This window comes from Polyangium sp. 6x1, from assembly GCF_029946515.1.
Lineage (GTDB): Bacteria > Myxococcota_A > Polyangia > Polyangiales > Polyangiaceae > Polyangium.
Genome location: NZ_JARZHH010000004.1, coordinates 247,086 through 269,079, shown reverse-complemented (window position 1 = coordinate 269,079; position 21,994 = coordinate 247,086). Strand labels below are relative to the sequence as shown.

The following is a 21,994-nucleotide window of genomic DNA, read 5'->3' as shown; positions in this document are numbered from 1 at the left end:
CCAAAGGTTCGCCTTTCCCGCCGAATCATGCGAAGAGACGGATCCATGGACGCCATCCGGATTCGCGGTGGAAAGCAGCTTCAGGGCAAGATCCGCGTGAGCGGCGCGAAGAACGCGGCGCTGCCGATCCTGTGCGCGACGCTCCTCTCGGACGGCGAGAGCATCGTGCGCAACGTGCCGGCCCTCAGGGACATCGAGACCACCGGGGAGCTGCTCCGGGTGCTCGGGCGCAACGTGATGGTCGACCCGCCCCTCGTGCGCGTCGCCGGCGGCCCCGAGGCGAACGTCGAGGCCCCCTACGAGCTCGTCAAGCAGATGCGCGCCAGCGTGCTCGTGCTCGGGCCCCTCGTCGCGCGTTACGGCCGCGCCAAGGTGAGCCTCCCCGGCGGATGTCAGATCGGCTCGCGCCCGGTCGACCAGCACCTGAAGGGCCTCGAAGCGCTCGGCGCGACGATCCGCCTCTCGAACGGCTACATCCACGCCGAGTGCAAGCGGCTGAAGGGCGCCGAGGTCGTCTTCGACATGCCCACCGTGACGGGCACCGAGAACATCATGATGGCCGCCGCGCTCGCGAAAGGCCGCACCACGCTCGTCAACTGCGCCCGCGAGCCGGAGGTCGAGGAGCTCGGCCGCGTGCTCAACAAGATGGGCGCGCGCGTCGACGGCGCGGGCACCGACGTCATCCACATCGAGGGCCGCGACGAGCTCGACCCGTTCGACCACGCGATCATCTCGGACCGCATCGAGACCGGGACGTACATGGTCGCGGCGGCGGCGGCAGGCGGCGACGTGCTGCTCGAGAACGCGCCGCTCGAGGACCTCGAAGCGGTGGTGGCGAAGCTCCGCGCCACGGGCGTGGAGGTCGGGCGCGAGGGCGACTGCGTGCGCATCCGCCGCGACCCCGACAGGCCGCTGCGCCCCGTGGACGTGATGACCGCGCCGCACCCCGGCTTCCCGACGGACATGCAGGCGCAGTTCATGGTGCTCATGTGCCTGGCGCGCGGGACGTCGCGGATCGTCGAGACGATCTTCGAGAACCGGTTCATGCACGTGCCGGAGCTGCGCCGCATGGGCGCGGAGATCGACACCGACGGGCACACGGCGCACGTGCACGGCGGCCGGCCGCTGTCGGGCGCGAAGGTGATGGCCACGGATCTTCGCGCGAGCGCGTCGCTCGTCATCGCGGGGCTGCTCGCGACGGAGGGCGAGACCGAGGTCCTGCGCGTCTATCACCTCGATCGCGGCTACGAGTACATGGAGCGCAAGCTCGCGCAGCTCGGCGCGGATACGGTGCGGATCAAGGGGCAGGCGGGGTGAACGAGGGGCCGCTCGCGATCGCCGTCCCGAAAGGCCGCATCCTCAAGGCGCTCGCGCCCCTGTTTTCCCGCGCGGGCCTCGACGTGAGCCCGCTCGTCGCCGATGACCGGCGGCTCGTGCGCGACGACGCGGCGGGCCGCCTTCGGTACGTGTTCCTCAAGCCCGACGACGTGCCGACGTACGTGGAGTACGGCGCGGTCGACCTCGGCATCGCCGGGCGGGACACGCTGCTCGAAAAGAAGGCGGACCTCTACACGCCGCTCGACCTCGGAATCGGCCGCTGCCGCCTCGCCGTCGCGGGACCGCGGGGCAAGAAGGCGCCGGACCTGCCGCGCGTGGCCACGAAATACCCGCGCATCGCGGCGGAGTTTTTCGCGAAAAAGGGGATTCAGGCCGAGGTGATCGCCGTCTCCGGCTCGGTGGAGCTCGCGCCGCTCGTGGGTTTGTCGGACCTCATCGTCGACGTGGTCGAGACGGGAAAAACGCTCGAAGAGAACGACCTCGAGGTCCTCGAGACGGTCGCCGAGGTGAGCACGATGCTCATCGCGAACCGCGCGGCGTACAAGCTCCGCGCGGCGGAGATCCGGCCGCTTTGCGAGGCGATCGGCAGGGCCGTGGCAGAGGGCGCGCCCGCCTGATCCGGCGTTGACCTCGCTCTCGTTGCCGGCCTACGATTCCGGCGAAAGCGAGGGATCCATCATGAACATTCGCGGAACGATGCGCTTCGCGGCGCTCGGCCTGCTCGCAGGCGGAATGGTGTTCGCCTGCGGAGGCGGCGGCAGCACGGACGCCACGGGCACGAACGCGGGAGGCACCGGGGGCGCGGGCGGCGGCAATCCCGGCGGCGGCGGGACGGGCGGAGATGCAGGGTCGGGCGGCATTGTATTCACGGACGCCGGATGCCCGCCGGCGCAGATCTGCGGCGACGCGTGCTGCGCCGCGGGGGAGACGTGCGCGCTCGGGACCACGTGCGCCCGCGAGCAAGCGCCCTGCGCCACGAACGACGATTGCTTGTTCGATAGCTACTGCCAGGATGGGAAGTGCATCCCTTACGGCATTCCGGGGGCGCAGGAGAACGACCCGGCCTGCACGAGCCCCGTCGAGATTGGGGCCATCGTCCCCTCGGAGCAATGCCGCTGGACGGGCCCGCCCGACGGGGACGCGCATCCGAACAGCTTCCAGGTGATGGCCACGCCGATCGTCGTCGATTTCGACTTCGACAACGATCCCAATACCCTCTCGCCCTCCGTCGTCTTCACCTCGTTCCCCACGGCGGGCAGCTACACGAACCCCGGCGTCCTGCGCGTCATCAGCGGGAAGGATTGCTCGCAACAATGGAGCTTCGGCGACGCGGCCGACGCGACGATGTCGCCCGCGTCGGTGGCCGCCGGCGACATCGACGGCGACGGGCGCGCCGAGATCGTCGCGGCCCGCCACGGCGGCGGCGTGATCGCCTTCAAGTTCGATCCCGCGGCGAACAAGTTCTCCCAGCTCTGGCGCTCCGGCACCTGCCCGGGGGGCTCGGGCCCGCCGGCCACGTTCGATACGACCGGCGGCGGCGACAAGTGGAGCGGTCCTTCGATTCACGACCTCGACGACGACGGCAAACCGGAGATCATCTACGGCGCCACGGTCTACCGCGCCGACGGCTGCATCGCCTCGAACAGCCTCGGCTTCTTCGCGTATAGCAAGGGCGTCGTGCCCGTCGTCGCCGACGTCGACGAGGACGGGAAGATGGAGCTCGTGTCCGGCAATGGCATCCATCAATGGGATACCGCGGCCGGCGACTGGGTCGCGGAGGCGTATTTCACGCCGGGCGGCCTCGCCGCGGGCCAGGTGGCCGTCGCGGAGCTCGGAAACTACCCGCTCGACGCGTTCGGCGGACAGGACCGCGCCGAGATCGTGGTCGTATCGGGCGGAAACATCCGCGTGCAGACGCTCGCCGGCACCGTGGTCTTCGGGCCGGTCACGATTCCCGGCGGCGGCACCGGTGGTCCCCCCACGATCGCCGATTTCGACGGGGATGGTCGCCGCGAATTCGCGAGCGCGGGCGGGACGCGGTACGTCGTGTTCGATTTCGACTGCCTCGACGGCGGCGATCCCGCGAAATGCGGCGGGCAATCCCCGGGGACGGGCATCCTCTGGAGCCAGCCCTCGAAGGACGCGAGCTCCAACGTGACGGGGTCGAGCGTCTTCGATTTCGATTACGACGGCAAAGCCGAGGCGGTCTACGCCGACGAGTGTTTCCTTCGGGTCTATGACGGCACGACGGGCACGGTCATCTACAGCGTCGCGCGCTCGTCGGGCACGACCTACGAGAACCCGGTGATCGTCGACGTGGACGGCGACTATCACACCGAGATCGTTTCGGCCGTGAACGACTACGCGGGCGTCAATGGCTGTGCGGCGACGGACCCGCTCTTCCCCGCCGCGACGTTCCAGCCGAACCACGGCATCCTGATCCTGCGCGACGAGCAGGAGCGCTGGGCGGCGTCGCGGCCCGTGTGGAATCAACATGCCTATGCCGTCACGCACGTCGGCAATCATGGCGAGATCCCCAAGACCTCGAGTGTGGCGATCAACTGGAAAGATCCCGCGCTCAACAATTTCCGCCAGAACGTGCAAGGCGACCTCGAAGCGCTCGGGCAGCCCGATCTCACGGCGGGCGGCGACGTGGGCGCCGTGAAATGCGTCGGGACCCTGGCGACGATCGAGGCCCGGGTATGCAACCGCGGCACGCTCCCGATGGTCAGCGGCACCGAGGTCACGTTTTATGACGGCTCGGCCGAAGGGCCCGCGCTTTGCACGGCGCAAATTCCGATCGCGCTCGGCGTCTCGGAGTGCACGATCGTGAACTGCCAGGCGGATCTCGGGGGCAAGAAGCTCGACATCTACGTCCGCGTCGACCCGCAGACGCAGACGCTCGAGTGCCACGAGAAGAACAACGACGCGCTTTATACCGGCGTCGAGTGCGGCGCCGTGCCGAACTGACGCCCTCCCCTCGATTTCCGTGTATCATCCCTCCCTGGAGGTGATGATGCACGCCCCCCGCTGTTCCTCGAAAAAGAGATTTTTCGTCGCCCTCGCCTTTCTCCTCCCGACGCTCGGCGCCGCGGGGACCGCCTCGGCCACAGGCATGCAGGGCCATATCTACATGGCCCAGTGCGCCGCCGAGCAGGTCACGGATCCGCGGCTCCGCGCGCTCTTCGACGCGCACCTGAACGACCTCTCGAACGGGGCCTTCTTCCCCGACTCCGGCTACACCGCGGACGACCACGATCAGGGCGAAATCCCGCACTGGGAGCAGTACGTCGAGGGGTACGTCGAGCTCCTCCGCGCGCGGTACGGGGACAAACCGCTCGACAACCCGGAGGCGGCGACCCACGTGGCGTTCTTGATGGGGCTCGCGGCGCACGGGATCACCGATTCGACGTTCGATTCGCTGCTCTACGAGCGCGCGGACCAGGTCGACCCGGGGGACATGGATACCTTCGACATGGCGATGGACATCTTCCTCGTCCACGACCATCCGCGGTATTACCTGCCCGAGATCGCCGTCGACGCGGAGACGCAGAGCGAGATCTTCGAGCAGAAGATCGTCCACCCCGTCACGCCCGAGGCCATCGAGAAGGCCATGTCGACGGCCTGGTCGGGAATCTCGGTCGTCGCGAAATACCTCTACCTCGGCGCCGACGATTACGGGAAGAAATTCCCCTGGGCCCGGCAAAGCCTGCGCGATCCGCGGACGCCCGGTGGATATCCGTTCGGCGCGCACGTCACGATGGGCTATTACCGTGAGATCCTGCGCCGCCTCGACGGCAACCCGTCGGCCGACGGCGTGGTCATCGGTCAATATCCGGACGATACCTACCCGCTCGTCACGCTCGACAATACGCGGCCCGATGGAAGAATCGTGCTGTTCTTCGGCGAGGGAATGGACCGGGCCACGATCGACGACACGGTCGTGACCTTGCGCGACGGCGCGGGGACCGTGGTTCCCGCGACGGTCAGCGTGTATCGCGGAGACAAGTGGGCGAACGTCCTGCTCGTCACGGCGCAAGAGCCCTGGAAAGCAGCCACGAAATACACGGCCACCTTGCACAAATCGATCAAGACGCTCACCGGCGCCTCTCCGACCGAGGATTTTGTTTTGTCGTTCACGACCTGCACGCCGGCATCGCCGGGCGGCGATTGCGCGGCGCCGGTAGGGCCGCCGCCAGCCTCGGCTTGCCCGAAGCTCGACGCGACCTATTCGATGCGGCCCGACGACATGCCGCCGGAGGAGGAGGAGCCGCCTCCGCCGACGAACGTCAATCCCGTCCCGGAGGACGACGACGGCTGCACGGCCGCGCCGGCTCGCCGCGGGGCGAGCGCCGGGTCGCTCCTCGCGCTCGCCGGCGCGTGCATGGCCCTCGTCGCGCGGCGGCGCGGCCGTCGTCCCTGATCAGCCGCACATCCCGTTCGGCAAGCACCGCTCGCCGACGGCGCATTGCGTGGCGCCGCAGGAGCAGACGCCCGTGCCGACGTTGCACGTGCCCGCCGTTCCTGCATTACAATCGGCGTCCGCGTCGCAGCGGCACGTGGGCGCCTGCGGAGCCATGCCTCCGCAGACGAAGCCGGCCGGGCATTCACGGCCACAAGCGCCGCAGTTGTTGACGTCCGTGTAGGGGTCGACGCAGCCCGCCGGGTTCTGGCAGCAAAGCATGTTCGCGCCGCACGCGGCGCCGCCATTGCAGGAGCACGCGTTCGCCATGCAGATCTCGCCCGTGGCGCAGGCCGTGCCGCCGCAGGTGCAGATGCCCGTGCCGCCGTTGCACGAGCCGCCCCCGCCGCATTCGTTGTTGTTGCTGCAACCACAGACCTTCTGCGTGAGGGCGCCGCGATCACAGTCGAGGCCGCCGCTGCAATCGTTGCCGCAGCCGCCGCAATTCGTGTCGTTCTGCTGGACGTTCAGCTCGCAGCCGTTGTCGTTGCCCATCGCGGGCATGGCGCAGTTCGCGAAGCCGAGATCACACGACGAGTCGCAGACGCCCGCATTGCAGCTCTTCGAGGCGACGTTCGTCCCGGAGCACGCGCGGCCGCAGGCGCCGCAGTTGTCGATGTTCGTCGCCGTGTCCGTCTCGCAGCCGTCCGAGGGATCGTTATTGCAATCGCCCGTCCCCGCCGGGCAATTCAGCGTGCACATCCCGTTCGTGCAGGCCGCCAGCGCGCCACCCGGACAGACGTTGTTGCACGATCCGCAGTTGTTCGGGTCGGTCTGGAGATTCACCTCGCAGCCCGTGGCGTCCATCATGTCACAATCATCGAACCCGGCGTCACACGCGCCGAACGTGCACGTGCCCATGTCGCACGTCTCGGCCGCGTTCGCGAAGTCGCACGTGTCGCCGCAAAACTTGCAATCGAGCAGCGTACCGAGCATGGTCTCGCAGCCGTCGCTGTTGTCCATGTTGCAGTCGGCCGTGCCCGGCTCGCAGGGGCTCGGCTCGCACTTACCGTCGATGCAGGCCTCGAAGGCCGTGCAGGCCGAATTGCATGCGCCGCAGTTCTGCGGGTCCGACTCCGTGTTCGTCTCGCAGCCGGTCTGCGCCATCATGTCGCAATCGGCGAACCCCGGCGTACACGGACCGAGCCCGCACAGGCCCGCCTCGCACGTCGCCGTCGCGTTCGCCGCCGTGCAGACCGTGTTGCACGCGCCGCAGTTGTTCGGATCGGTGGCCGTGTTCGACTCGCATCCGCTCGCCGCGAGGCCGTCGCAATCGGAGAACCCCGTGTCGCACGTGCCCACCGCGCAAGCGCCGTTCATGCAGGCGGCCGTCGCATTCGGGACGTTGCAGGGGCTGCACCCCGCGCCGCAGCCGAAGGCCGGATCGTCGGCAGAGACGCAGGCGTCATTGCAACGCACCTGGCCGGTCGGACACGCGGACGCGCCATTGCCGCCGCTGCCCCCCGTCGGTTCGAACTGGTCGAAATCCTGGGTACAGCTCGCGACGCCCAGGCCCGCGAGGGCAAGGGCCATGAGGGCAGACAAGAAACCGAACCGCATCGGACGCCTCCGTGGGGGAACACCGCGACCCCAGTCACGATTATCCCGAGACCACCGGAAAGTTCAATGCTTTTGTCGATGTACGAAGGCAGGAAAGCGCGCGCCGGCCGCGGAAACGGTCGTTTCGTCAGCCCTCGACCTTCACGGTTGTCGCCTCGGTCTTGCCGAAGAGGCGCACGAGGACGACGTAGAGGCCACCCGACACGAAGAAACCCACGAACCAGGCATAGTTGTAGAGCTTCATCCACATCGGATCGACGGTCATGACCTTGATCGTCCCGAGGAACCCCGGCAGATTCGGCAGGATGCCGGCGCAGAGCGCGATGATCGCCGCCGGATGGAAGCCGCCTTGATACCAGTAGGCGCCTTCGCGCACGTAGAGCTGCACGAGGTCGAGCTTCGTTTTACGGACGACGAAATAATCCGCGATGAGGATCCCGCCGATCGCGCCGAGCAGCGCCGAATACCCGACGAGCCACGTGAAGATGTATCCCGAAGGGTCCGAGACGAGGCGCCAGGGCTGGATCAAAATGCCGATCACGCCCGTGATGAAGCCGCCGGTCCGGAACGAGATGCCCTTCGGCCAGAGGTTCGCGAAATCGTTCGCCGGGCTCACCACGTTCGCCGCGATGTTCGTCGCGAGCGTCGCGATGCAGAGCGAGAAGAGCGCGACCACGAGAAGGACCGGGTTCTTGAACTTCGTGATGAGCACGACCGGATCCCATATCGTCTCGCCGTAGATCACCGCCGTCGCCGAGGTGACCGCCACGCCGATGAACGAATAAAGCCCCATCGTGGTGGGCAGCCCGAGCGCCTGCCCGACGACCTGATCCCGCTGCGAGTACGCATACCGCGTGAAATCGGGGATGTTCAGCGAGAGCGTCGCCCAGAAGCCAATCATGCCCGTGAGCGCGGGGAAGAAGAACGACCAGAACTGGCCCTCCTTTTTCCCGCCCGCCGCGAACGCCGAGGGCGTGTCGAGCATCGGGCCGAACCCGCCGGCCTTGCCATACGCCCACGCAAGCAGCGCGAGCCCGAGCGCGATGAGCAGCGGGGCCTTGATGTTCAAGAGGACCCGGATCGAATCGATCCCCTTGTGGATGACCCACATGTTGATCCCCCAGAAAAACAGGAAGCAGAGGAGCTGGGGGAGGCTGATGCCGAGGATGTTCGCGGGTGCGCTCTCGAACGACGGGACGAAGACGGCGATGATCTTGTAAATCGCCCAGCCCCCGATCCACGCCTGGATCCCGAACCAGCCGCACGCGACGAGCGCGCGCAGGATCGCCGGGATGTTCGCGCCGAGGATGCCGAACGACGGGCGGCAATACACCGGGAAGGGAATGCCGTACTTGGTGCCCGCGTGCGCATTCAGGATCATCGGCAGAAGCACGATCGTGTTGCCGAGGAAGATCGTCACCACGGCCTGCCACCAGCTCATTCCTTCGGCGATGAGCGAGGAGGCGAGCATGTACGTGGGCACGCAGGCCGACATGGAGATCCACAACGCGGCGATGTCCTTCATCGCCCACTTGCGATCCTTGATCCGTGTCGGTTCGAGGTCGTGATTGACGTAGGGCGAGACGATCTCGCCCTCGAGCTCGTGAATGTCACCCGAGACGCGAACGGCGAGGCGTGCGTCGCTTGTCATGGTGGGACCCCCGAAATGGTAGGCTCAGCTGCTTCGCTTGGCTCGCTCGATCTCCGTGGCGTGCAGGCCTCCGGGGACGAAATCGGCGCCCCGCTGGACGCGGTCGTTCCAGGTCTCGCTCGGTTTGCCCGAGGGCACTTCCTTCATCGTGATGCAGCCCGAGACGGGGCAAACGAGCTGGCAGAGATTGCAGCCGATGCACTCCTCCTCGTCGACGAACGGCACGCGCCCGCCGGGCGTCCCACCCTTCGCCGTGACCGCGCGGTCCGGGATGATCTTCGGGATGTGCGTATGCCCGGCCTTGCGCGCCTGCTCCTCGGTGCGGCCAGGCAGGTGGATGCACTGGTGCGCGCCGTCCATGCAGGCGACATAGCAGAGCTGGCAACCAATGCATTTGTCGGTCGAGATGTCCGCCACGACGCGATAGCCAAGGTCGAGCTCGCCCCAGTTCTTGTATTGCGGCGCGGCCCGGCCCCGGAGCTCCAGGACCGATTTCATGCCCTTCGAATCGAGGAAATCGCTCAGGCCCTCGATCATGTCCTCGACGATGCGGTAGCCGTAATGCATGACCGCCGTGCACACCTGCACGCTCGTGCACCCGAGCGCGATGAACTCGGCCGCGTCGCGCCAGTTCGAGATGCCGCCGATGCCCGAGATCGGCAGCTTCGCGATGTACGGATGCCGCGTCAACTCGCCGACCATGTGCAGCGCGACGGGCTTGACCGCCGGGCCGCAATAACCGCCGTTCGTCGAGGCGTTGCCGACGCGCGGCAGCGGCACCATCCGGTCGAGGTCGATGGCCATGATCGACTTGATCGTGTTGATCAAGCTGATCCCGTGCGCCCTCGATTCGAGCACCGCCTCACCCGGCTCGACGATGTCCGTCACGTTCGGGCTCAGCTTGACGATGACCGGCTTCGTCGCGAATTCGACGGCCCAGCTCGCGATCTCGCGGAGGACCTTCGGCTCCGAGCTCACGGCCGAGCCCATCCCGCGCTCGCACATGCCATGCGGGCAGCCGAAATTGAGCTCGTGGCCGTCCGCGCCCGCCTCCTCGGCGCGCTGGATGATCTCCTTCCACTCCTCCTTCGTCTCGACCATGAGCGAAGTGATCACGGCGTGGTTCGGATACCGGCGCTTGACCTCGCGAATCTCGCGAAGGTTCACCTCGAGCGGCCGATCCGTGATGAGCTCGATGTTGTTGAGCCCCATCATGCGCGTATTGCCGTAATCGATGCCGCCGAACCGGCTCGACACGTTGACGATCGGGTTTCCGAGCGTCTTCCACACGGCGCCGCCCCAGCCGGCGTCGAACGCGCGCATGACCTGGTCGCCCGTGTTCGTGGGCGGCGCCGAGGCGAGCCAGAACGGGTTCGGGCTCTTGATACCCGCGAAATCAATCGATAGATCTGCCATGTCTCAGGCTCCCACGCCCTTCTCCGTGCCCATGAGGAACGCGTGCATGCTCGTGACCGCGATCTTCGCCTCGGCGACCGCGTTCACGACCTCCTTGCCGCCGTTGACGCAATCGCCGGCGCTCCAGACCTTGGGGTTTCCGGTGCGGTAGGTCTTCGGATCGACGATGACCCGGCCGCGCGTGTCGAGCTCGACGCCCTCGAACGAGCGCGCGACCTCGGTCATGCGGCTCTGGCCGACCGCGACGACCACGAGGTCGGCCCGGAGGTCCTCTTCGGTGCCGGCGACGGGCTTCTTGTCCTCGGTCCGGATCACGCGGACGCCCGTGACCTTGCCCATGTTGTCCCGTAAAACCGCGACCGGCGAGCGCTCGCAGAGGACCCTCATGCCGTCGACGCGGCCGCTCGCGAGCTCGTGCTCGTAGGCCGACATTTCGTGATCGCCGCCGCGATACACCATGGTCGTCTCGATGCCGAGCAGAGCGAGCTCGTGCGCGATGTCGACGGCCGTGTTGCCGCCGCCGACGACGATCACGCGATCGACGCCCTTGAAGCGCAGCGTCGGGTCGGCCTTGAGCCGCTCGATGAGGTGCGTCGCGCCCACCACGCCGCCGCCGTCCTCGCCGGGGATCTTGAGCCGCGAATCCGGGCCGAGGCCGAGGCCGAGGAAGACCGCGTCGTATTGCTGGAGCAGCGCGCTCGCCGAGACCTCCTCGGGCGAGCCCGAGACGGGGACGATCTCGACGCCCTGATAGAGCTCGATGTTGCCGAGCGAGAGCACCCAGGTGATCTCCTGGAGCGCCTCCTCGACCTTCATCTTGTACGGGGCAATGCCCAGCGTATTGAGGCCGCCCGGCAGGAGCTTCTTCTCGTAAATGGCCACCTCGTGCCCTTCGAGCGCGAGCCAGCCGGCCGCCGCGACGGACGCCGGGCCCGCGCCGACGAGCGCGATGCGCTTGCCCGTCGGGGCCTTGGGCTTGAAGAGCTGCGGATCCTCGGCGAGCGCCGTCTCCACGGCATGACGCTGGAGGCGGCCGATCTTGATCGGATCGCGGTTCCAGTCGTTGTACACGCAGGCGCCGGCGCAGAGGACCTCCACCGGACAAACCTGGCCGCACGATTTGCCGAGCAGGTTCTGCGAGAGAATGGTGCGCGCCGCACCCTTGACGTTGCCCGTGCCGATCTTCCGGATGAACGTGGGGATGTCGATCGCGGTCGGGCACGCCTTGATGCACGGCGCGTCCACGCAATACAGGCACCGGTTCGCCTCGGCGATGGCCTCGGCGTCCCCGTACGGCGGCTTCTTGTCCTCGTAAAGGACCTCGAGCCGGTCCCCCTCGACGTCCGGGATGTGCGGCGAATGATGCGTCATCGGACCTCCCTCGCGGCAGCCGACGTCTCGAGCTTGCGCGGGAGATAACGCCCCGCGCCGCGCACGACATCGAGCTTGCCGTCCTTGTATTGGACGCGGCCGTGGACGATGGTGTGGCTCACCTTGCCCTTGACCTCGAATCCCTCGAAGATGTTGCGATCGCAACGGTGGTGGTGCGTCTTCGCCGAGATGACGCTGGACCCCTTCGGATCGAAGATCACGAGATCGGCGTCGGCGCCCGGCACGATCGCGCCCTTGCGCGGATAGAGGCCGAAGATCTTCGCGGGCTGCGTGGAGAAGAGATCCACGAAGCGGTTCACGTCGATGTGGCCGCCGAGGACGCCGTAGGTCCAGAGGAGGCCGAGGCGGTTCTCGATACCCGCCGCGCCGTTCGGGATCTTCGTGAAATTCTCCCGGCCCATGTCCTTCTGGCCGACCTGATTGAAGGGGCAATGGTCCGTCGCGACCACTTGAATGAGCCCCGAGGCGATGCCCGCCCAGAGCGCCTCCTGGTGGCCCTTCGGCCGGATCGGCGGGCTCATGACGTACGCCGCGCCCTCGAAATCGGGTTTGTCGTAGACCGAGTCGTCGAGGATCAAATATTGCGGGCACGTCTCGGCGAGGACGAGCTGGCCGCGGCGGCGCGCGTCGGTGACGGCGTCGAGCGCCTCGCGACACGTGAGATGGACGATGTAAATGGGCTCGCCGATCATGCGCGCCATCATGATCGCGCGGTTCGTCGCCTCGCCCTCGACGGGCGCCGGGCGGGAGAGGGCGTGGTATTTCGGTTCGAGCTTGCCCTCGGCGACGAGCTTCTTCTGGAGCGCGACGACGACGTCGCCGTGCTCGGCGTGCACCGTGACGAGCGCGCCGAGGTCCTTCGCCGTCTGCATGACCTGGATGAGCTCGACGTCGTCGACGCCGATCGCGCCGCGATAGGCCATGAACGTCTTGAAGGAGGGGATGCCCTCCTCGCGGACGCACTGCTCCATCTCGGATTTCGTGCGGTCGCCCCACCAGGTGACCGCCATGTGGAAGGCGTAATCGGCGACCGACTTCTTCGCCTTCTCCTTCCACATGGCGAGGCCGTCGAGCAAATGCTGGCCGCGCGCAGGGATGACGAAATCGATGATCGACGTGGTGCCGCCGGCGACGCCCGCCGCGGTGCCCGTCTCGAAATCGTCGGAGCTCTCCGTGCCCATGAACGGCAGCTCCATGTGCACGTGCGCGTCGATGCCGCCCGGGAAGACGAGCTGGCCCGAGGCGTCGATGACGACGTCGTCCGCGCCCTGCTTCACGAGCCCGGACCCGACCGCCACGATCTTGTCGCCATCGCAATAAACGTCACCGACAAACTTGTCGGAGGCGGTGACGATCTCGCCATTCTTGATCAGGATGCCCATCTCGTCCTCCCGAACGCCCCTCGATCAGGGCAAGAGCTTGACCATGTCCTCGTACGTCTCGGGCCTGCGGTCGCGGTAGAACTGCCAGGTGCGCCGCACCTCCTCGATCACGTCGAGGTCCATCTCCGCGACGACGAGCTCGTCACGGTCCTCGCTGCCGACGGCGAGGAAATTGCCCCGCGGATCGCAGAAATAGCTCGTGCCGTAGAACTTGCCGATGTTCCACGGCGCCTCGGTGCCGACGCGGTTACTCGCCGCGATGTAATACCCGTTCGCCACGGCGTGCGCGGGCTGCTCGAGCTTCCAGAGGTACTGGGACAAACCGGCCACGGTCGCCGAGGGGTTGAAGACGATCTCGGCACCATTCAGGCCGAGAAGGCGCGCGCCCTCGGGGAAATGGCGGTCGTAGCAGATGTAGACGCCGATCTTCGCGTAGCGCGTCTGGAACGTGGGATACCCGAGGTTGCCCGGCTTGAAGAAATACTTCTCCCAGAAGCCGTTCGTCTGCGGGATGTGGTTTTTCCGGTACTTGCCGAGGTACGTCCCGTCCGCGTCGATGACGGCGGCCGTGTTGTAATACACGCCGGCCTGCTCCCGCTCGTAGACGGGGACGATCATCGCCATCTGGTACTTCTTCGCGTACTCGGCGAGCCGCTGGACCGTGGGGCCGTTCGGGACCGCCTCGGCCGTGTCGCACCATTTCGCGTCCTGCGAGGGGCAGAAATACGGGGTGTTGAAGACCTCCTGCAAGCAGAGGATCTGCACGCCCTTCTTGCCCGCCTCCTCGATGAACGGGAGGTGCTTCTCGTACATCGCGTCGCGGATCTGGAGCACCGAGGCGCTCGGATCATTGAGCGGATTGCTACACTGGATGAGCCCGCCGATGACTTTCCTGGCCATTAGAACCACCTCTCGATGACGATCTTGCGCTCGGTGTAGAAGTCGACGCCGGCCGAGCCGTGGGCCTTCGTGTCGCCATAGAGGCTCGCCTTCTGGCCGCCGAACGGGAAGAAGGACATGGGCGCGGCGACGCCGATGTTCACGCCGACCATGCCCGCCTCGATGCGGGCCCCGAAGTCGCGCGCGGCCTTGCCGTTCGTCGTGTAGATGCTCGCGGCGTTGCCGTATTCGCTCGCATTCGCGAGCCGGATCGCCTCGTCGAGGTCCTTCGCGCGCATGAACGACGCGACTGGCCCGAAGATCTCCTCGCGCCCGATCACCATGTCGGGACGCACGTCCTCGAAGATCGTCGGCCCGATCCAGTTGCCGTCCGGCAGGCCGTCCACGGTCGCGTGGCGGCCGTCGAGCACGAGCTTCGCGCCCTCCTGGATGCCCTTCTCGATGTACGAAAGCACGCGGTCCTTGTGCGCCCGCGAGACGACAGGCCCGAGCGTGGTGCCCGGCGCCTTGCCGTCGCCGAGCACGAGCTTCTTCGCGTACTCGACGAAGAGGTCCCGCACGCGCTCGTACGCGTCGCCGACAGGGACGATCACGCTGCCCGCGAGGCAACGCTGGCCTGCGCAGCCGTAGCAGGACTCGACCGCGTTCTGCACCGCGCGCTCCATGTCGGCGTCGGGCATGATCACGATGAAATTCTTCGCGCCGCCGAGCGCCTGGACGCGCTTGCCGGTCTCGCCGCACTTCCGGTAGACGATCTTCGCGACGTGCGAGGAGCCGACGAAGGAGACGCCCTTCACGTCCGGGTGCTCGCAGATCGACTCGACGACCTCACGGCCGCCGTTCACGAGGTTCACGACGCCGTTCGGCAGGCCGATCTGCTGGATGAGCTCGAAGATGCGGCGCTGCGAGAGCGGCACCTGCTCGCTCGGCTTCAGCACGAAGGTGTTGCCCGTGGCGATCGCGTACGGGAGGAACCAGAGGGGCACCATCGGCGGAAAGTTGAACGGCGTGATCGCCGCGAAGACGCCGAGCGGCTGGCGAAGGACGCGCGAGTCGATGCCCGAGGCGACGTCCTCGAGGTTCTGCCCCATGAGCAGCGCCGGGATGCCACACGCGTGCTCGACGTTCTCGATGCCGCGGCCGAAATCGTTGTACGACTCGGCGAACGTCTTGCCGTGCTCGCTCGTGCAGATGCCCGCGATCTCCTCGCGGTGCTGCTCGAAGAGGCCCTTCAGCTTGAAGAGGTAGCGCGCGCGCTGGACCGGCGGGACGGCGCGCCACGCAGGGAACGCAGCCTTGGCCGCTTGCACCGCGGCGTCGACGTCGCCCGAGGTCGAGAGCGGGACCTTGGCGAGCAGCTCCCCGGTCGCGGGGTTCTTCACGTCGAGCAAGGTGGTGCCCGCAGAAGCAACCCAGGCGCCGTTGATGAAGTTCTCGAGCACGCGCATAAAAAGACGATCCTCCTCCTGACGTGGGCGCTTCGCCCTTCCCCCCCGAGCGCGCGCCTCCGCGGCCCCGACAGGGGCCGAGCGAGACGCGCCGAGCACAATCAACCGTGATTTTCTCTCCGCGACAAGGCCCAAGGGCGAACCGCCGCACGGCGACCACGTATGCCGCCCCGCGTCGTCGCGGGCACGGTTCGGGCGCGGGTGGCGTCGCTCGGGCGCTTGCGAGCGCGCCCAGGATGCTCTTACGCTGAGGCGTACATGTCGGGGGCCGAAGTTTCCGCGTTCCGGCGAGCGATGTTGCAAAGGCGCCCCGAGGTCCTCGCGCGCCTCGTGGAAACGAGCCCGAATCCCGGGTCGGCCGAGGCCTTCGACATGCCAGACGAGCTCCGCGCGAAGCTCGACGCGAGCTTCGAGGCGTGGCTCGACGCCGCGGAAAACCCCGAGACGGGCGAGCTCGAGGCGTGGGTGCACCGCCTCGGCGAGGCAGCCCGGGCGCGAGGCTTCGAGACGCGCAAGGCGCTCGCTTGGCTCGAACACACAGGCCAAGGGCTGCTCGAAGCCGCGCTCGAAGCCGTCGACGAGGGCGTGCCGGGCGCGGAAGCGGGCGCGCGGCGCATCGTCGGCGCGATGAACACGGCAGCCGCCGCATTCAATCGTGCGTTCCGGACGAAGGCCGAGGAAGCGGCGCAGCGCGCGATGGTGCTGCGCGCGGTCACAGAGAACGCGCCCGACGGGATCGGTATCGCCAAACCCGACGGGACGGTGATCTACGCGAACCCGGCGTTCTGCGCGATGATGGGCTCGGAAGAAGCCAGCCGCGGGCACTTCACGGACTTCGTTCACCCGGACGAGCAATCGAAGCTCGCGCACATGGCCGAGGCCTCGGAGCACACGGGGAGCTGGGAGGGAAGCCTCAAGTACCGGCGCGCGGACGGGTCGTCGTTCAACGCGCGGCTCAAGGCGTTCCGCGTGAAGTCGGAGGCGGGCGAGACGATCGCGCGGTGCGTGCTCGTGCGCGACGCGACGCCCGAGGAGCGAGCCGAGGAGGAGCGGCGCGCGCTCGAAGAGGAGATGCAACGGGCGCAGGCCGCGGCGCTGCGGGAGCTCGCGGCGCCGCTTTTGCCGCTCGCGGAAGGGGTGCTCGCGATGCCGCTCGTCGGCGCGCTCGACGCCGCGCGGACGCCGCGGATCATCGAGGTGATGCTGGCCGCGATCACGCGGACGGGCGCGGGGCACGTGATCGTGGACATCACGGGCGTGCCGGTGGTGGACGCGGAGGTGGCCGCGTCGATCGTGCGCGCGGCGAGGGCCGCCGAGCTCGTCGGCGCGGAGGTGGTGCTGACGGGCGTGCGGGGCGCGGTGGCGAAGACGCTGGTCGATCTCGACGTGGACCTCGGCGGCATGGAGACGTGGAGCACGCTGCGCGCGGGCGTGGCGCACGCGATCGGGCACGAGCGGCAGAAGCGGCAGGCGCGCCGGGGGGCGGGTTCGAGGCGATGAGCGAGCCCGTGGGTACGCCGGGAGGAACGTTCGCGGAGGTGTTCGCCGCGCGCCGGGAGAGTCTCGTCGATCGGCTGACCGAGGAGGCGCGCGCGGCGCTCGGCGGGACGCTCGGGGCGTCGATCGAGGCCTTCCGCGCCGATCGCGCCGTGGAGGTCGACGCGGCCATCGCGGCGATCCGCGAGGGCAGCATGTCGTTCGCGAGCGAGAGCTGGAGGCGCTGGATCGACAGCTCGGTGCAGCGCGGCTGGACGGCGTCGACGCTGCAGGGCGTCCTCGGCGCGATGCGGCAGGTGTTCGTCGACGTGGGGCTCGAGCTCCGCGCGGCGGGCGTACCGGACGCGACGTCGAAGATCCGCGCGTTCATCCGCTCGTCGAGCGAGGCGCTGTACCTCATCGACAAGGAGCTCCGCGCGCGGGTGGAGCTCCTGCACCGCAAGACGCAGATCTTCGAGGCGCTGATCCACAACGCGCCGGACGGGGTGGGCGTCGCGTCTCCGGACGGGACCCTGCGCTACGTGAACCCGGCGTTCGAGCGGCTGCTCGGGCGCGACGATCTCGTGGGCCGCTCGGTCCACGAAACGCTCGCGCCGCAGGCCGAGACGGTGCACCGCGGGCAGGTGCTGACCGCGGTGCTCGAGCAAGGCTCGTGGAGCGGGGTGCTTCCGTACCAGCGCGGCGATGGCACCACGTTCGAGGCACAGGTGACGGCGTTCCTCGTGCGCGACGAGCAAGGTCGGGGCATCGCGCGCTGCGCGATCGTCCGTGATCTGACGGGGTCGCGGCGCGCGGAGGAGGAGCGGCGCAGGCTCGCGGCCGAGGTGATCGCGGCGCAACGAGCGGCGCTCGAAGAGCTCGGGACGCCGCTCGTGCCGATCGCGGAGGGCGTGCTCGTGATGCCGCTCGTCGGGGAGATCGAGCCTGCGCGAGCCGAACGGATGCTCGGCGTGCTGCTCGAAGGGATCGGGCGGCAAAACGCGAAGGTCGTGATCCTCGACCTGACGGGCGTGAAAGAGGCGAACACGGAGGCGGCCGACGCGCTCGTGCGAGCCGCGCAGGCGGCGCGGCTGCTCGGCGCGGAGGTGGTCACGACGGGGACGGGGCCGGAGCTCGCGCGGGCATTTGTGGAAAATGGGGTAGAGCTCGGAACGATCGTGACGAAGGGGACATTGCGAGACGGCGTGGCGTACGCGCTCCGGGTGGCGCGGGGATACGTCGATCGCCGCTGATTGTTCTACGTCAAACGAGTGGCGCGCACGACGAACCATTACCTGTGATGGAAGCACGAATGCGGCGCCATTGAGGTATTCGTGAAACGAGGATTCACTGGTAATGTCCTCGTTCATGAAAAACATCACATTGTCCCTGCTCCTCGTGATGGGGTCGCTCACGCTGTTCGGCTGCGGCGGCTCGATCGAGGCAGAGGACCAATACGCGGACGAGACGACCGATGAAATCGGCGAGGCCCTGGGCGAGGGCCTGGAGACCACCGCGGACGAGGACGCGGACGCGTTCGCCCCCGAGGCGGACACGGCGGATCTCGTGGCGTGGTGCGACGACGTCGTGACCTGGGATCAGGGCTGGTCCGATTACGAGGCGCAGGTGCTGACGCTGGTGAACCAGAAGCGCGCGGCCGGCGCGAGCTGTGGCGGCGTGGCGTATCCGCCCGCGCCCGCGCTCACGCTCGACGAGCGGCTGCGGTGCGCGGCGCGCAAGCATTCGAAGGACATGGGCGTGAAGAATTTCTTCAGCCACACCGGCTCGAATGGCTCGACGCCGTGGCAGCGCATCAAGAGCGCTGGCTACACGTACACGAATGCGGCCGAGAACATCGCCGCCGGGTATTCCACGCCCAGCGCCGTGGTGAGCGGCTGGATGTCGAGCACGGGGCATTGCAAGAACATCATGAATGCCAAGCTGAAGCAGATCGGCATCGGGTATTACGTGGGGACGATCGGCTACAAGAAGTACTGGACGCAGGATTTCGGGACGCCTTAACGGATTTTCGCAGCCCCGAGCGCGGCCACGATCTGCGCGCTCACGACGTCCGCCCCCTCCGCGGTCGTGAGTGCGCCCTCGGGCACGCGCAGGCGCGAGACCTTCACCTCACCGCCGCGGGAAACGGCGCCCTGGGCGCCCGACGCAACCTCCACGAGCACGACCCCCGAAGAGCCGATCGCCGCGAGCACGGCCTTGCCCTCGGGCCGCGCCACGGGCACGCAAGCGACGCCCTTCTCCGCGAGCGAAAGGGAGAGCCGGGCCTCGGGCTCCGGGAGCGCCGGCGGGGGTCCGTCGAGGCGCAGGCCGAAATGCACGGCCGACGCAGGGTCGTCCGCGGTCGCGGCCGCGTCCCGCACGGCCGACGTGAGGCTCTCGGCGAGCGGCGGGTCCCGCTCGATCCGGGCAAAATCGGCCGGGTCGAGGCGCAAGAGGAAGCGGCGCATCGAGCGAGCCGCGGCATGCACGAACGACTGCTCCATCGAGGCCCGCCGCAGGATGCCCTCCGCGTCGCGGTTCTTCCGGGCCTTGCAGAGATCGGCCGCGCCGCCGAGCACGGCCGCAGGCGGGGGCGGCGGCTCGGCGCGCGGGGCAGGCGCGTCGCGGTAGGCGTGGCGATGAAACCCCGCGCCCGTGGGCGGGAGCGCGAGCACGAGCGAGAGGCTCTCGAGCTCGGTCTCGGGCGTGCGCGCGGCCGCGGCGAACGCGTCGCGCAGGGTCGAGAGCCGGCTCGGTTGCGCGCTGAGGAGGACGTGATCCTGCGCGGAGACCGTGAGCACGACGCGATAGGCGCGCACCTCGCGCGAGCCCATCGACCAGCGATCGGCCTCGCCCACGAGCTCGACCGCGCTGCGCTCGACGAGCGCCGCGAGCTCGGCCTCGCCCCCCGCGTCGAGCAGGCTCCTCGCGCCCGCGGCGAGCGCGCTGCCTTCGGGGATCATCGCGGCTAGATCTTCCGACCCGCCGCCATGAACTTGCGGGCCTGCAGCTCCGCCTCGGCCTCGGCGATGGCCTCGGCCTCGTGCTGCGAGGCCGTGCGGAGCGCGCCCGCGCCGGGGTTGTCGACGCGCACGCGCGGCTGCTCGCCGGCCGTGGCCGCCTCGGCCATCGCGGCCGCCGTGTGCCGGACGTCGTCGTAGGGCTTGGCGAGGTCGAAGATGACCTTCGTGTTGCCCTGGCTCAGGTTCGCGAGGGCCTCGAAGCGCCGCAGCTCCATCGCGCCCGGCGACTTCGAGAGGATCGAGGCCGCCTCGGCGAAGTTCTTCGCGCTCTCCACGTCGGCCTCGCTCTTGATGACCACGTACTTGCGGTCCCGCTCGGCGATCGCGACCTTCGCCAGGACCTCCTGCATCTGCGGCGGGAGCTGCACGTCCTGGAGGCCGATGAGCTCGACGTGCAGGCCCCACTGCGAGACCGTGGTCTCGACCTGCGCGCGCACCTTGGCCGCGACCTCCTCGCGGTGCGCGAGCAGCTCGTCGAGGCGCGTCTCGCCGACGACGTCGCGCAGCACGACCTTCGCCCGATCCTTCACCGCCGCCTCGTAGTTCTCCACCGCCAGCGTGGCCTTCTCCGGGTCGACGACGCGGTAATAGAGCACGGTGTCGACCATGGTCGTCACGTTGTCCCGCGTGATCACCATTTGCCGCAAGAGGTCGCGGTTTTTCGTGCGCGTATCGATCTTGCGGAGCGACTGGAAGCCGGGAAGGAACAACGTCACGCCAGGCTGCACCCTTCCGGAGAGCTTGCCCAACGTGAAGCGCAGCGCGACCTCCCACTGGTTGATCTGCCGGATGCCCGCGAGGAGGTACGCCAGGAGGAGAAACCCGAGCACGAGGAGGAGCGGATCCATGGTCGCGCCAATGTAACCGGCGAATCCGCGTCCACCACGGTCTATCGATCGAATCGCACGCGATCCTCGAACGGAACGTCGGCCCCGACCTCGATGACCTCGCCGAGCCGGAAGGCCTGCTCGCCGGCCCCGCGCAGCACGTCGAGCGCAGCGGCCTCGGCCTCGGGCGCGACCACCACGACGAGCCCCACGCCGAGGTTGAACGTGCGTCGCATCTCGGCCTCCTCGACCGGCCCTTGCTCGGCGATCACCCGGAAGATTGCCGGCCGCTCGTACGCGGACAGGTCGAGCCGCGCGCCGAGGCCCTCCGGCAGCACGCGCGGGAGGTTGCCCGGCAAGCCCCCGCCCGTGATGTGCGAGAGTCCGCGCACGGCGTCGGGCACGGCCGCGAAGAGCTCGCGCACCGCGCGGGCGTAAATGCGCGTCGGCACGAGGAGCGCCTCGGCCGCGGTGCGTCCGAGCCCGGGGACCTCGTCGTGGATGCCGAGCCCCATCCGCTCGAACAGCACCTTGCGCGCGAGCGAATAACCGTTCGAGTGCAAACCACTCGACGCGACGCCGAGCACGGCGTCGCCCGGCCGCGCCTTCGTGCCGTCGAGCATCTTCGCCCGCTCGACCACGCCCACCGCGAAGCCCGCGAGGTCGTACTCGCCCGGCGCGTACATGCCCGGCAGCTCCGCCGTCTCGCCGCCGAGCAGCGCGCAGCCGGCGAGCTTGCAGCCCTCGGCGATGCCCCGCACGACGGCCTCGCCCACGTCGAGCTCGAGCGTCCCGGTCGCGAAATAGTCCAGGAAAAACAGGGGGCGCGCGCCGACGGTGATGACGTCGTTCACGCACATCGCCACGAGGTCCTGGCCCACGGTGTCGTGCACGTTCGCCGCGAAGGCGACCTTGAGCTTCGTGCCGACGCCGTCCGTTCCGCTCACGAGGATCGGGTCGACGAGCCCGCTCGGCAGGGCGCAGAGGCCCGCGAAGCCGCCGACGTCGGCGACGACCTCGGGGATGCGCGTCGGGCGCGCGAGCTTCTTGATGCGCTCGACGAGGGCGTCCCCCCGGTCGATGTCCACGCCTGCCTGGCTGTAGGTGATGGGCATGCCG

General features: G+C 68.4%; 17 protein-coding genes. 7 read left to right on the top strand and 10 right to left on the bottom strand.

Going from position 1 to position 21,994, the window contains the following annotated elements:
• Nucleotides 1-45: 45 nt before the first annotated feature.
• The 4 genes from murA (at nucleotide 46) to QHF85_RS07305 (ending at nucleotide 5,761) form a co-directional block, all read left to right on the top strand.
• Nucleotides 46-1,317: a UDP-N-acetylglucosamine 1-carboxyvinyltransferase gene (murA, locus tag QHF85_RS07320; protein WP_281326347.1), complete on the top strand. Its 1,272-nt coding sequence runs from the start codon at nucleotides 46-48 to the stop codon at nucleotides 1,315-1,317.
• Nucleotides 1,314-1,955, top strand: a complete 642-nt coding sequence (hisG, locus tag QHF85_RS07315; protein ID WP_281326346.1) for an ATP phosphoribosyltransferase — start codon at nucleotides 1,314-1,316, stop codon at nucleotides 1,953-1,955. The genes murA and hisG overlap by 4 nt, the downstream gene beginning before the upstream one ends.
• A 61-nt stretch (nucleotides 1,956-2,016) precedes the next feature.
• A complete protein-coding gene (locus QHF85_RS07310; protein ID WP_281326345.1) occupies nucleotides 2,017-4,308 on the top strand; it encodes a VCBS repeat-containing protein in 2,292 nt (763 codons plus the stop codon).
• Between the two features lie 43 nt (nucleotides 4,309-4,351).
• Nucleotides 4,352-5,761: an Ig-like domain-containing protein gene (locus QHF85_RS07305; RefSeq protein WP_281326344.1), complete on the top strand. Its 1,410-nt coding sequence runs from the start codon at nucleotides 4,352-4,354 to the stop codon at nucleotides 5,759-5,761.
• On the opposite strand, the gene QHF85_RS07300 is transcribed toward QHF85_RS07305, so the two are convergent.
• The 7 genes from QHF85_RS07300 to QHF85_RS07270 all read right to left on the bottom strand — a co-directional run bounded on the left by QHF85_RS07300 (nucleotide 5,762) and on the right by QHF85_RS07270 (nucleotide 15,549).
• Nucleotides 5,762-7,360, bottom strand: coding sequence for a hypothetical protein (locus QHF85_RS07300; RefSeq protein ID WP_281326343.1), 1,599 nt, complete (start codon nucleotides 7,358-7,360; stop codon nucleotides 5,762-5,764).
• Nucleotides 7,361-7,487: 127 nt separating this feature from the next.
• Nucleotides 7,488-9,011: an NCS1 family nucleobase:cation symporter-1 gene (locus QHF85_RS07295; RefSeq protein ID WP_281326342.1), complete on the bottom strand. Its 1,524-nt coding sequence runs from the start codon at nucleotides 9,009-9,011 to the stop codon at nucleotides 7,488-7,490.
• Nucleotides 9,012-9,035: 24 nt separating this feature from the next.
• Nucleotides 9,036-10,427: an NAD-dependent dihydropyrimidine dehydrogenase subunit PreA gene (gene preA, locus QHF85_RS07290; protein ID WP_281326341.1), complete on the bottom strand. Its 1,392-nt coding sequence runs from the start codon at nucleotides 10,425-10,427 to the stop codon at nucleotides 9,036-9,038.
• Between the two features lie 3 nt (nucleotides 10,428-10,430).
• On the bottom strand, nucleotides 10,431-11,798 hold the full coding sequence (locus QHF85_RS07285; RefSeq protein ID WP_281326340.1) for an FAD-dependent oxidoreductase: 1,368 nt from the start codon (nucleotides 11,796-11,798) through the stop codon (nucleotides 10,431-10,433).
• Complete coding sequence (hydA, locus tag QHF85_RS07280) at nucleotides 11,795-13,201, bottom strand: dihydropyrimidinase (RefSeq protein ID WP_281326339.1); 1,407 nt, start codon at nucleotides 13,199-13,201, stop codon at nucleotides 11,795-11,797. Before hydA ends, QHF85_RS07285 begins: the two co-directional genes overlap by 4 nt.
• 24 nt (nucleotides 13,202-13,225) lie before the next feature.
• The gene (locus tag QHF85_RS07275) at nucleotides 13,226-14,101 is read right to left on the bottom strand and encodes a nitrilase-related carbon-nitrogen hydrolase (RefSeq protein WP_281326338.1); all 876 of its coding nucleotides are present in this window, start codon (nucleotides 14,099-14,101) and stop codon (nucleotides 13,226-13,228) included.
• Nucleotides 14,101-15,549, bottom strand: a complete 1,449-nt coding sequence (locus tag QHF85_RS07270) for a CoA-acylating methylmalonate-semialdehyde dehydrogenase (protein ID WP_281326337.1) — start codon at nucleotides 15,547-15,549, stop codon at nucleotides 14,101-14,103. The genes QHF85_RS07275 and QHF85_RS07270 overlap by 1 nt, the downstream gene beginning before the upstream one ends.
• A gap of 294 nt (nucleotides 15,550-15,843) precedes the next feature.
• On the opposite strand from QHF85_RS07270, the gene QHF85_RS07265 reads away from it, so the two are divergent.
• The 3 genes from QHF85_RS07265 (at nucleotide 15,844) to QHF85_RS07255 (ending at nucleotide 19,047) form a co-directional block, all read left to right on the top strand.
• Nucleotides 15,844-17,049, top strand: a complete 1,206-nt coding sequence (locus tag QHF85_RS07265; protein ID WP_281326336.1) for a PAS domain-containing protein — start codon at nucleotides 15,844-15,846, stop codon at nucleotides 17,047-17,049.
• On the top strand, nucleotides 17,046-18,278 hold the full coding sequence (locus QHF85_RS07260; protein WP_281326335.1) for a PAS domain S-box protein: 1,233 nt from the start codon (nucleotides 17,046-17,048) through the stop codon (nucleotides 18,276-18,278). The genes QHF85_RS07265 and QHF85_RS07260 overlap by 4 nt, the downstream gene beginning before the upstream one ends.
• Nucleotides 18,279-18,393: 115 nt before the next feature.
• Nucleotides 18,394-19,047 carry a CAP domain-containing protein gene (locus tag QHF85_RS07255; RefSeq protein ID WP_281326334.1) on the top strand — a complete coding sequence of 218 codons (654 nt, stop codon included), beginning with the start codon at nucleotides 18,394-18,396 and terminating at the stop codon, nucleotides 19,045-19,047.
• On the opposite strand, the gene QHF85_RS07250 is transcribed toward QHF85_RS07255, so the two are convergent.
• Genes QHF85_RS07250 through purM form a run of 3 tightly spaced genes read right to left on the bottom strand, consistent with a single transcriptional unit; the run spans nucleotide 19,044 to nucleotide 21,990 of the window.
• The gene (locus QHF85_RS07250; RefSeq protein WP_281326333.1) at nucleotides 19,044-19,988 is read right to left on the bottom strand and encodes a hypothetical protein; all 945 of its coding nucleotides are present in this window, start codon (nucleotides 19,986-19,988) and stop codon (nucleotides 19,044-19,046) included. The genes QHF85_RS07255 and QHF85_RS07250 overlap by 4 nt on opposite strands.
• 5 nt (nucleotides 19,989-19,993) lie before the next feature.
• A complete protein-coding gene (locus tag QHF85_RS07245; RefSeq protein WP_281326332.1) occupies nucleotides 19,994-20,896 on the bottom strand; it encodes an SPFH domain-containing protein in 903 nt (300 codons plus the stop codon).
• Nucleotides 20,897-20,937: 41 nt separating this feature from the next.
• Entirely contained in the window at nucleotides 20,938-21,990 is a 1,053-nt protein-coding gene (gene purM, locus QHF85_RS07240) for a phosphoribosylformylglycinamidine cyclo-ligase (RefSeq protein ID WP_281326331.1), read from the bottom strand.
• Nucleotides 21,991-21,994 lie beyond the last annotated feature (4 nt).

What these genes read in the sequence shown, in the direction of transcription:
- murA (WP_281326347.1), top strand. Translation starts at nt 46, where the DNA reads ATGGACGCCATCCGGATTCGCGGTGGAAAGCAGCTTCAGGGCAAGATC.
- QHF85_RS07310 (WP_281326345.1), top strand. Translation starts at nt 2,017, where the DNA reads ATGAACATTCGCGGAACGATGCGCTTCGCGGCGCTCGGCCTGCTCGCA.
- QHF85_RS07305 (WP_281326344.1), top strand. Translation starts at nt 4,352, where the DNA reads ATGATGCACGCCCCCCGCTGTTCCTCGAAAAAGAGATTTTTCGTCGCC.
- QHF85_RS07300 (WP_281326343.1), bottom strand. Translation starts at nt 7,360, where the DNA reads ATGCGGTTCGGTTTCTTGTCTGCCCTCATGGCCCTTGCCCTCGCGGGC.
- QHF85_RS07295 (WP_281326342.1), bottom strand. Translation starts at nt 9,011, where the DNA reads ATGACAAGCGACGCACGCCTCGCCGTTCGCGTCTCGGGTGACATTCAC.
- preA (WP_281326341.1), bottom strand. Translation starts at nt 10,427, where the DNA reads ATGGCAGATCTATCGATTGATTTCGCGGGTATCAAGAGCCCGAACCCG.
- QHF85_RS07285 (WP_281326340.1), bottom strand. Translation starts at nt 11,798, where the DNA reads ATGACGCATCATTCGCCGCACATCCCGGACGTCGAGGGGGACCGGCTC.
- hydA (WP_281326339.1), bottom strand. Translation starts at nt 13,201, where the DNA reads ATGGGCATCCTGATCAAGAATGGCGAGATCGTCACCGCCTCCGACAAG.
- QHF85_RS07275 (WP_281326338.1), bottom strand. Translation starts at nt 14,101, where the DNA reads ATGGCCAGGAAAGTCATCGGCGGGCTCATCCAGTGTAGCAATCCGCTC.
- QHF85_RS07270 (WP_281326337.1), bottom strand. Translation starts at nt 15,549, where the DNA reads ATGCGCGTGCTCGAGAACTTCATCAACGGCGCCTGGGTTGCTTCTGCG.
- QHF85_RS07265 (WP_281326336.1), top strand. Translation starts at nt 15,844, where the DNA reads ATGTTGCAAAGGCGCCCCGAGGTCCTCGCGCGCCTCGTGGAAACGAGC.
- QHF85_RS07260 (WP_281326335.1), top strand. Translation starts at nt 17,046, where the DNA reads ATGAGCGAGCCCGTGGGTACGCCGGGAGGAACGTTCGCGGAGGTGTTC.
- QHF85_RS07255 (WP_281326334.1), top strand. Translation starts at nt 18,394, where the DNA reads ATGAAAAACATCACATTGTCCCTGCTCCTCGTGATGGGGTCGCTCACG.
- QHF85_RS07250 (WP_281326333.1), bottom strand. Translation starts at nt 19,988, where the DNA reads ATGATCCCCGAAGGCAGCGCGCTCGCCGCGGGCGCGAGGAGCCTGCTC.
- QHF85_RS07245 (WP_281326332.1), bottom strand. Translation starts at nt 20,896, where the DNA reads ATGGATCCGCTCCTCCTCGTGCTCGGGTTTCTCCTCCTGGCGTACCTC.
- purM (WP_281326331.1), bottom strand. Translation starts at nt 21,990, where the DNA reads ATGCCCATCACCTACAGCCAGGCAGGCGTGGACATCGACCGGGGGGAC.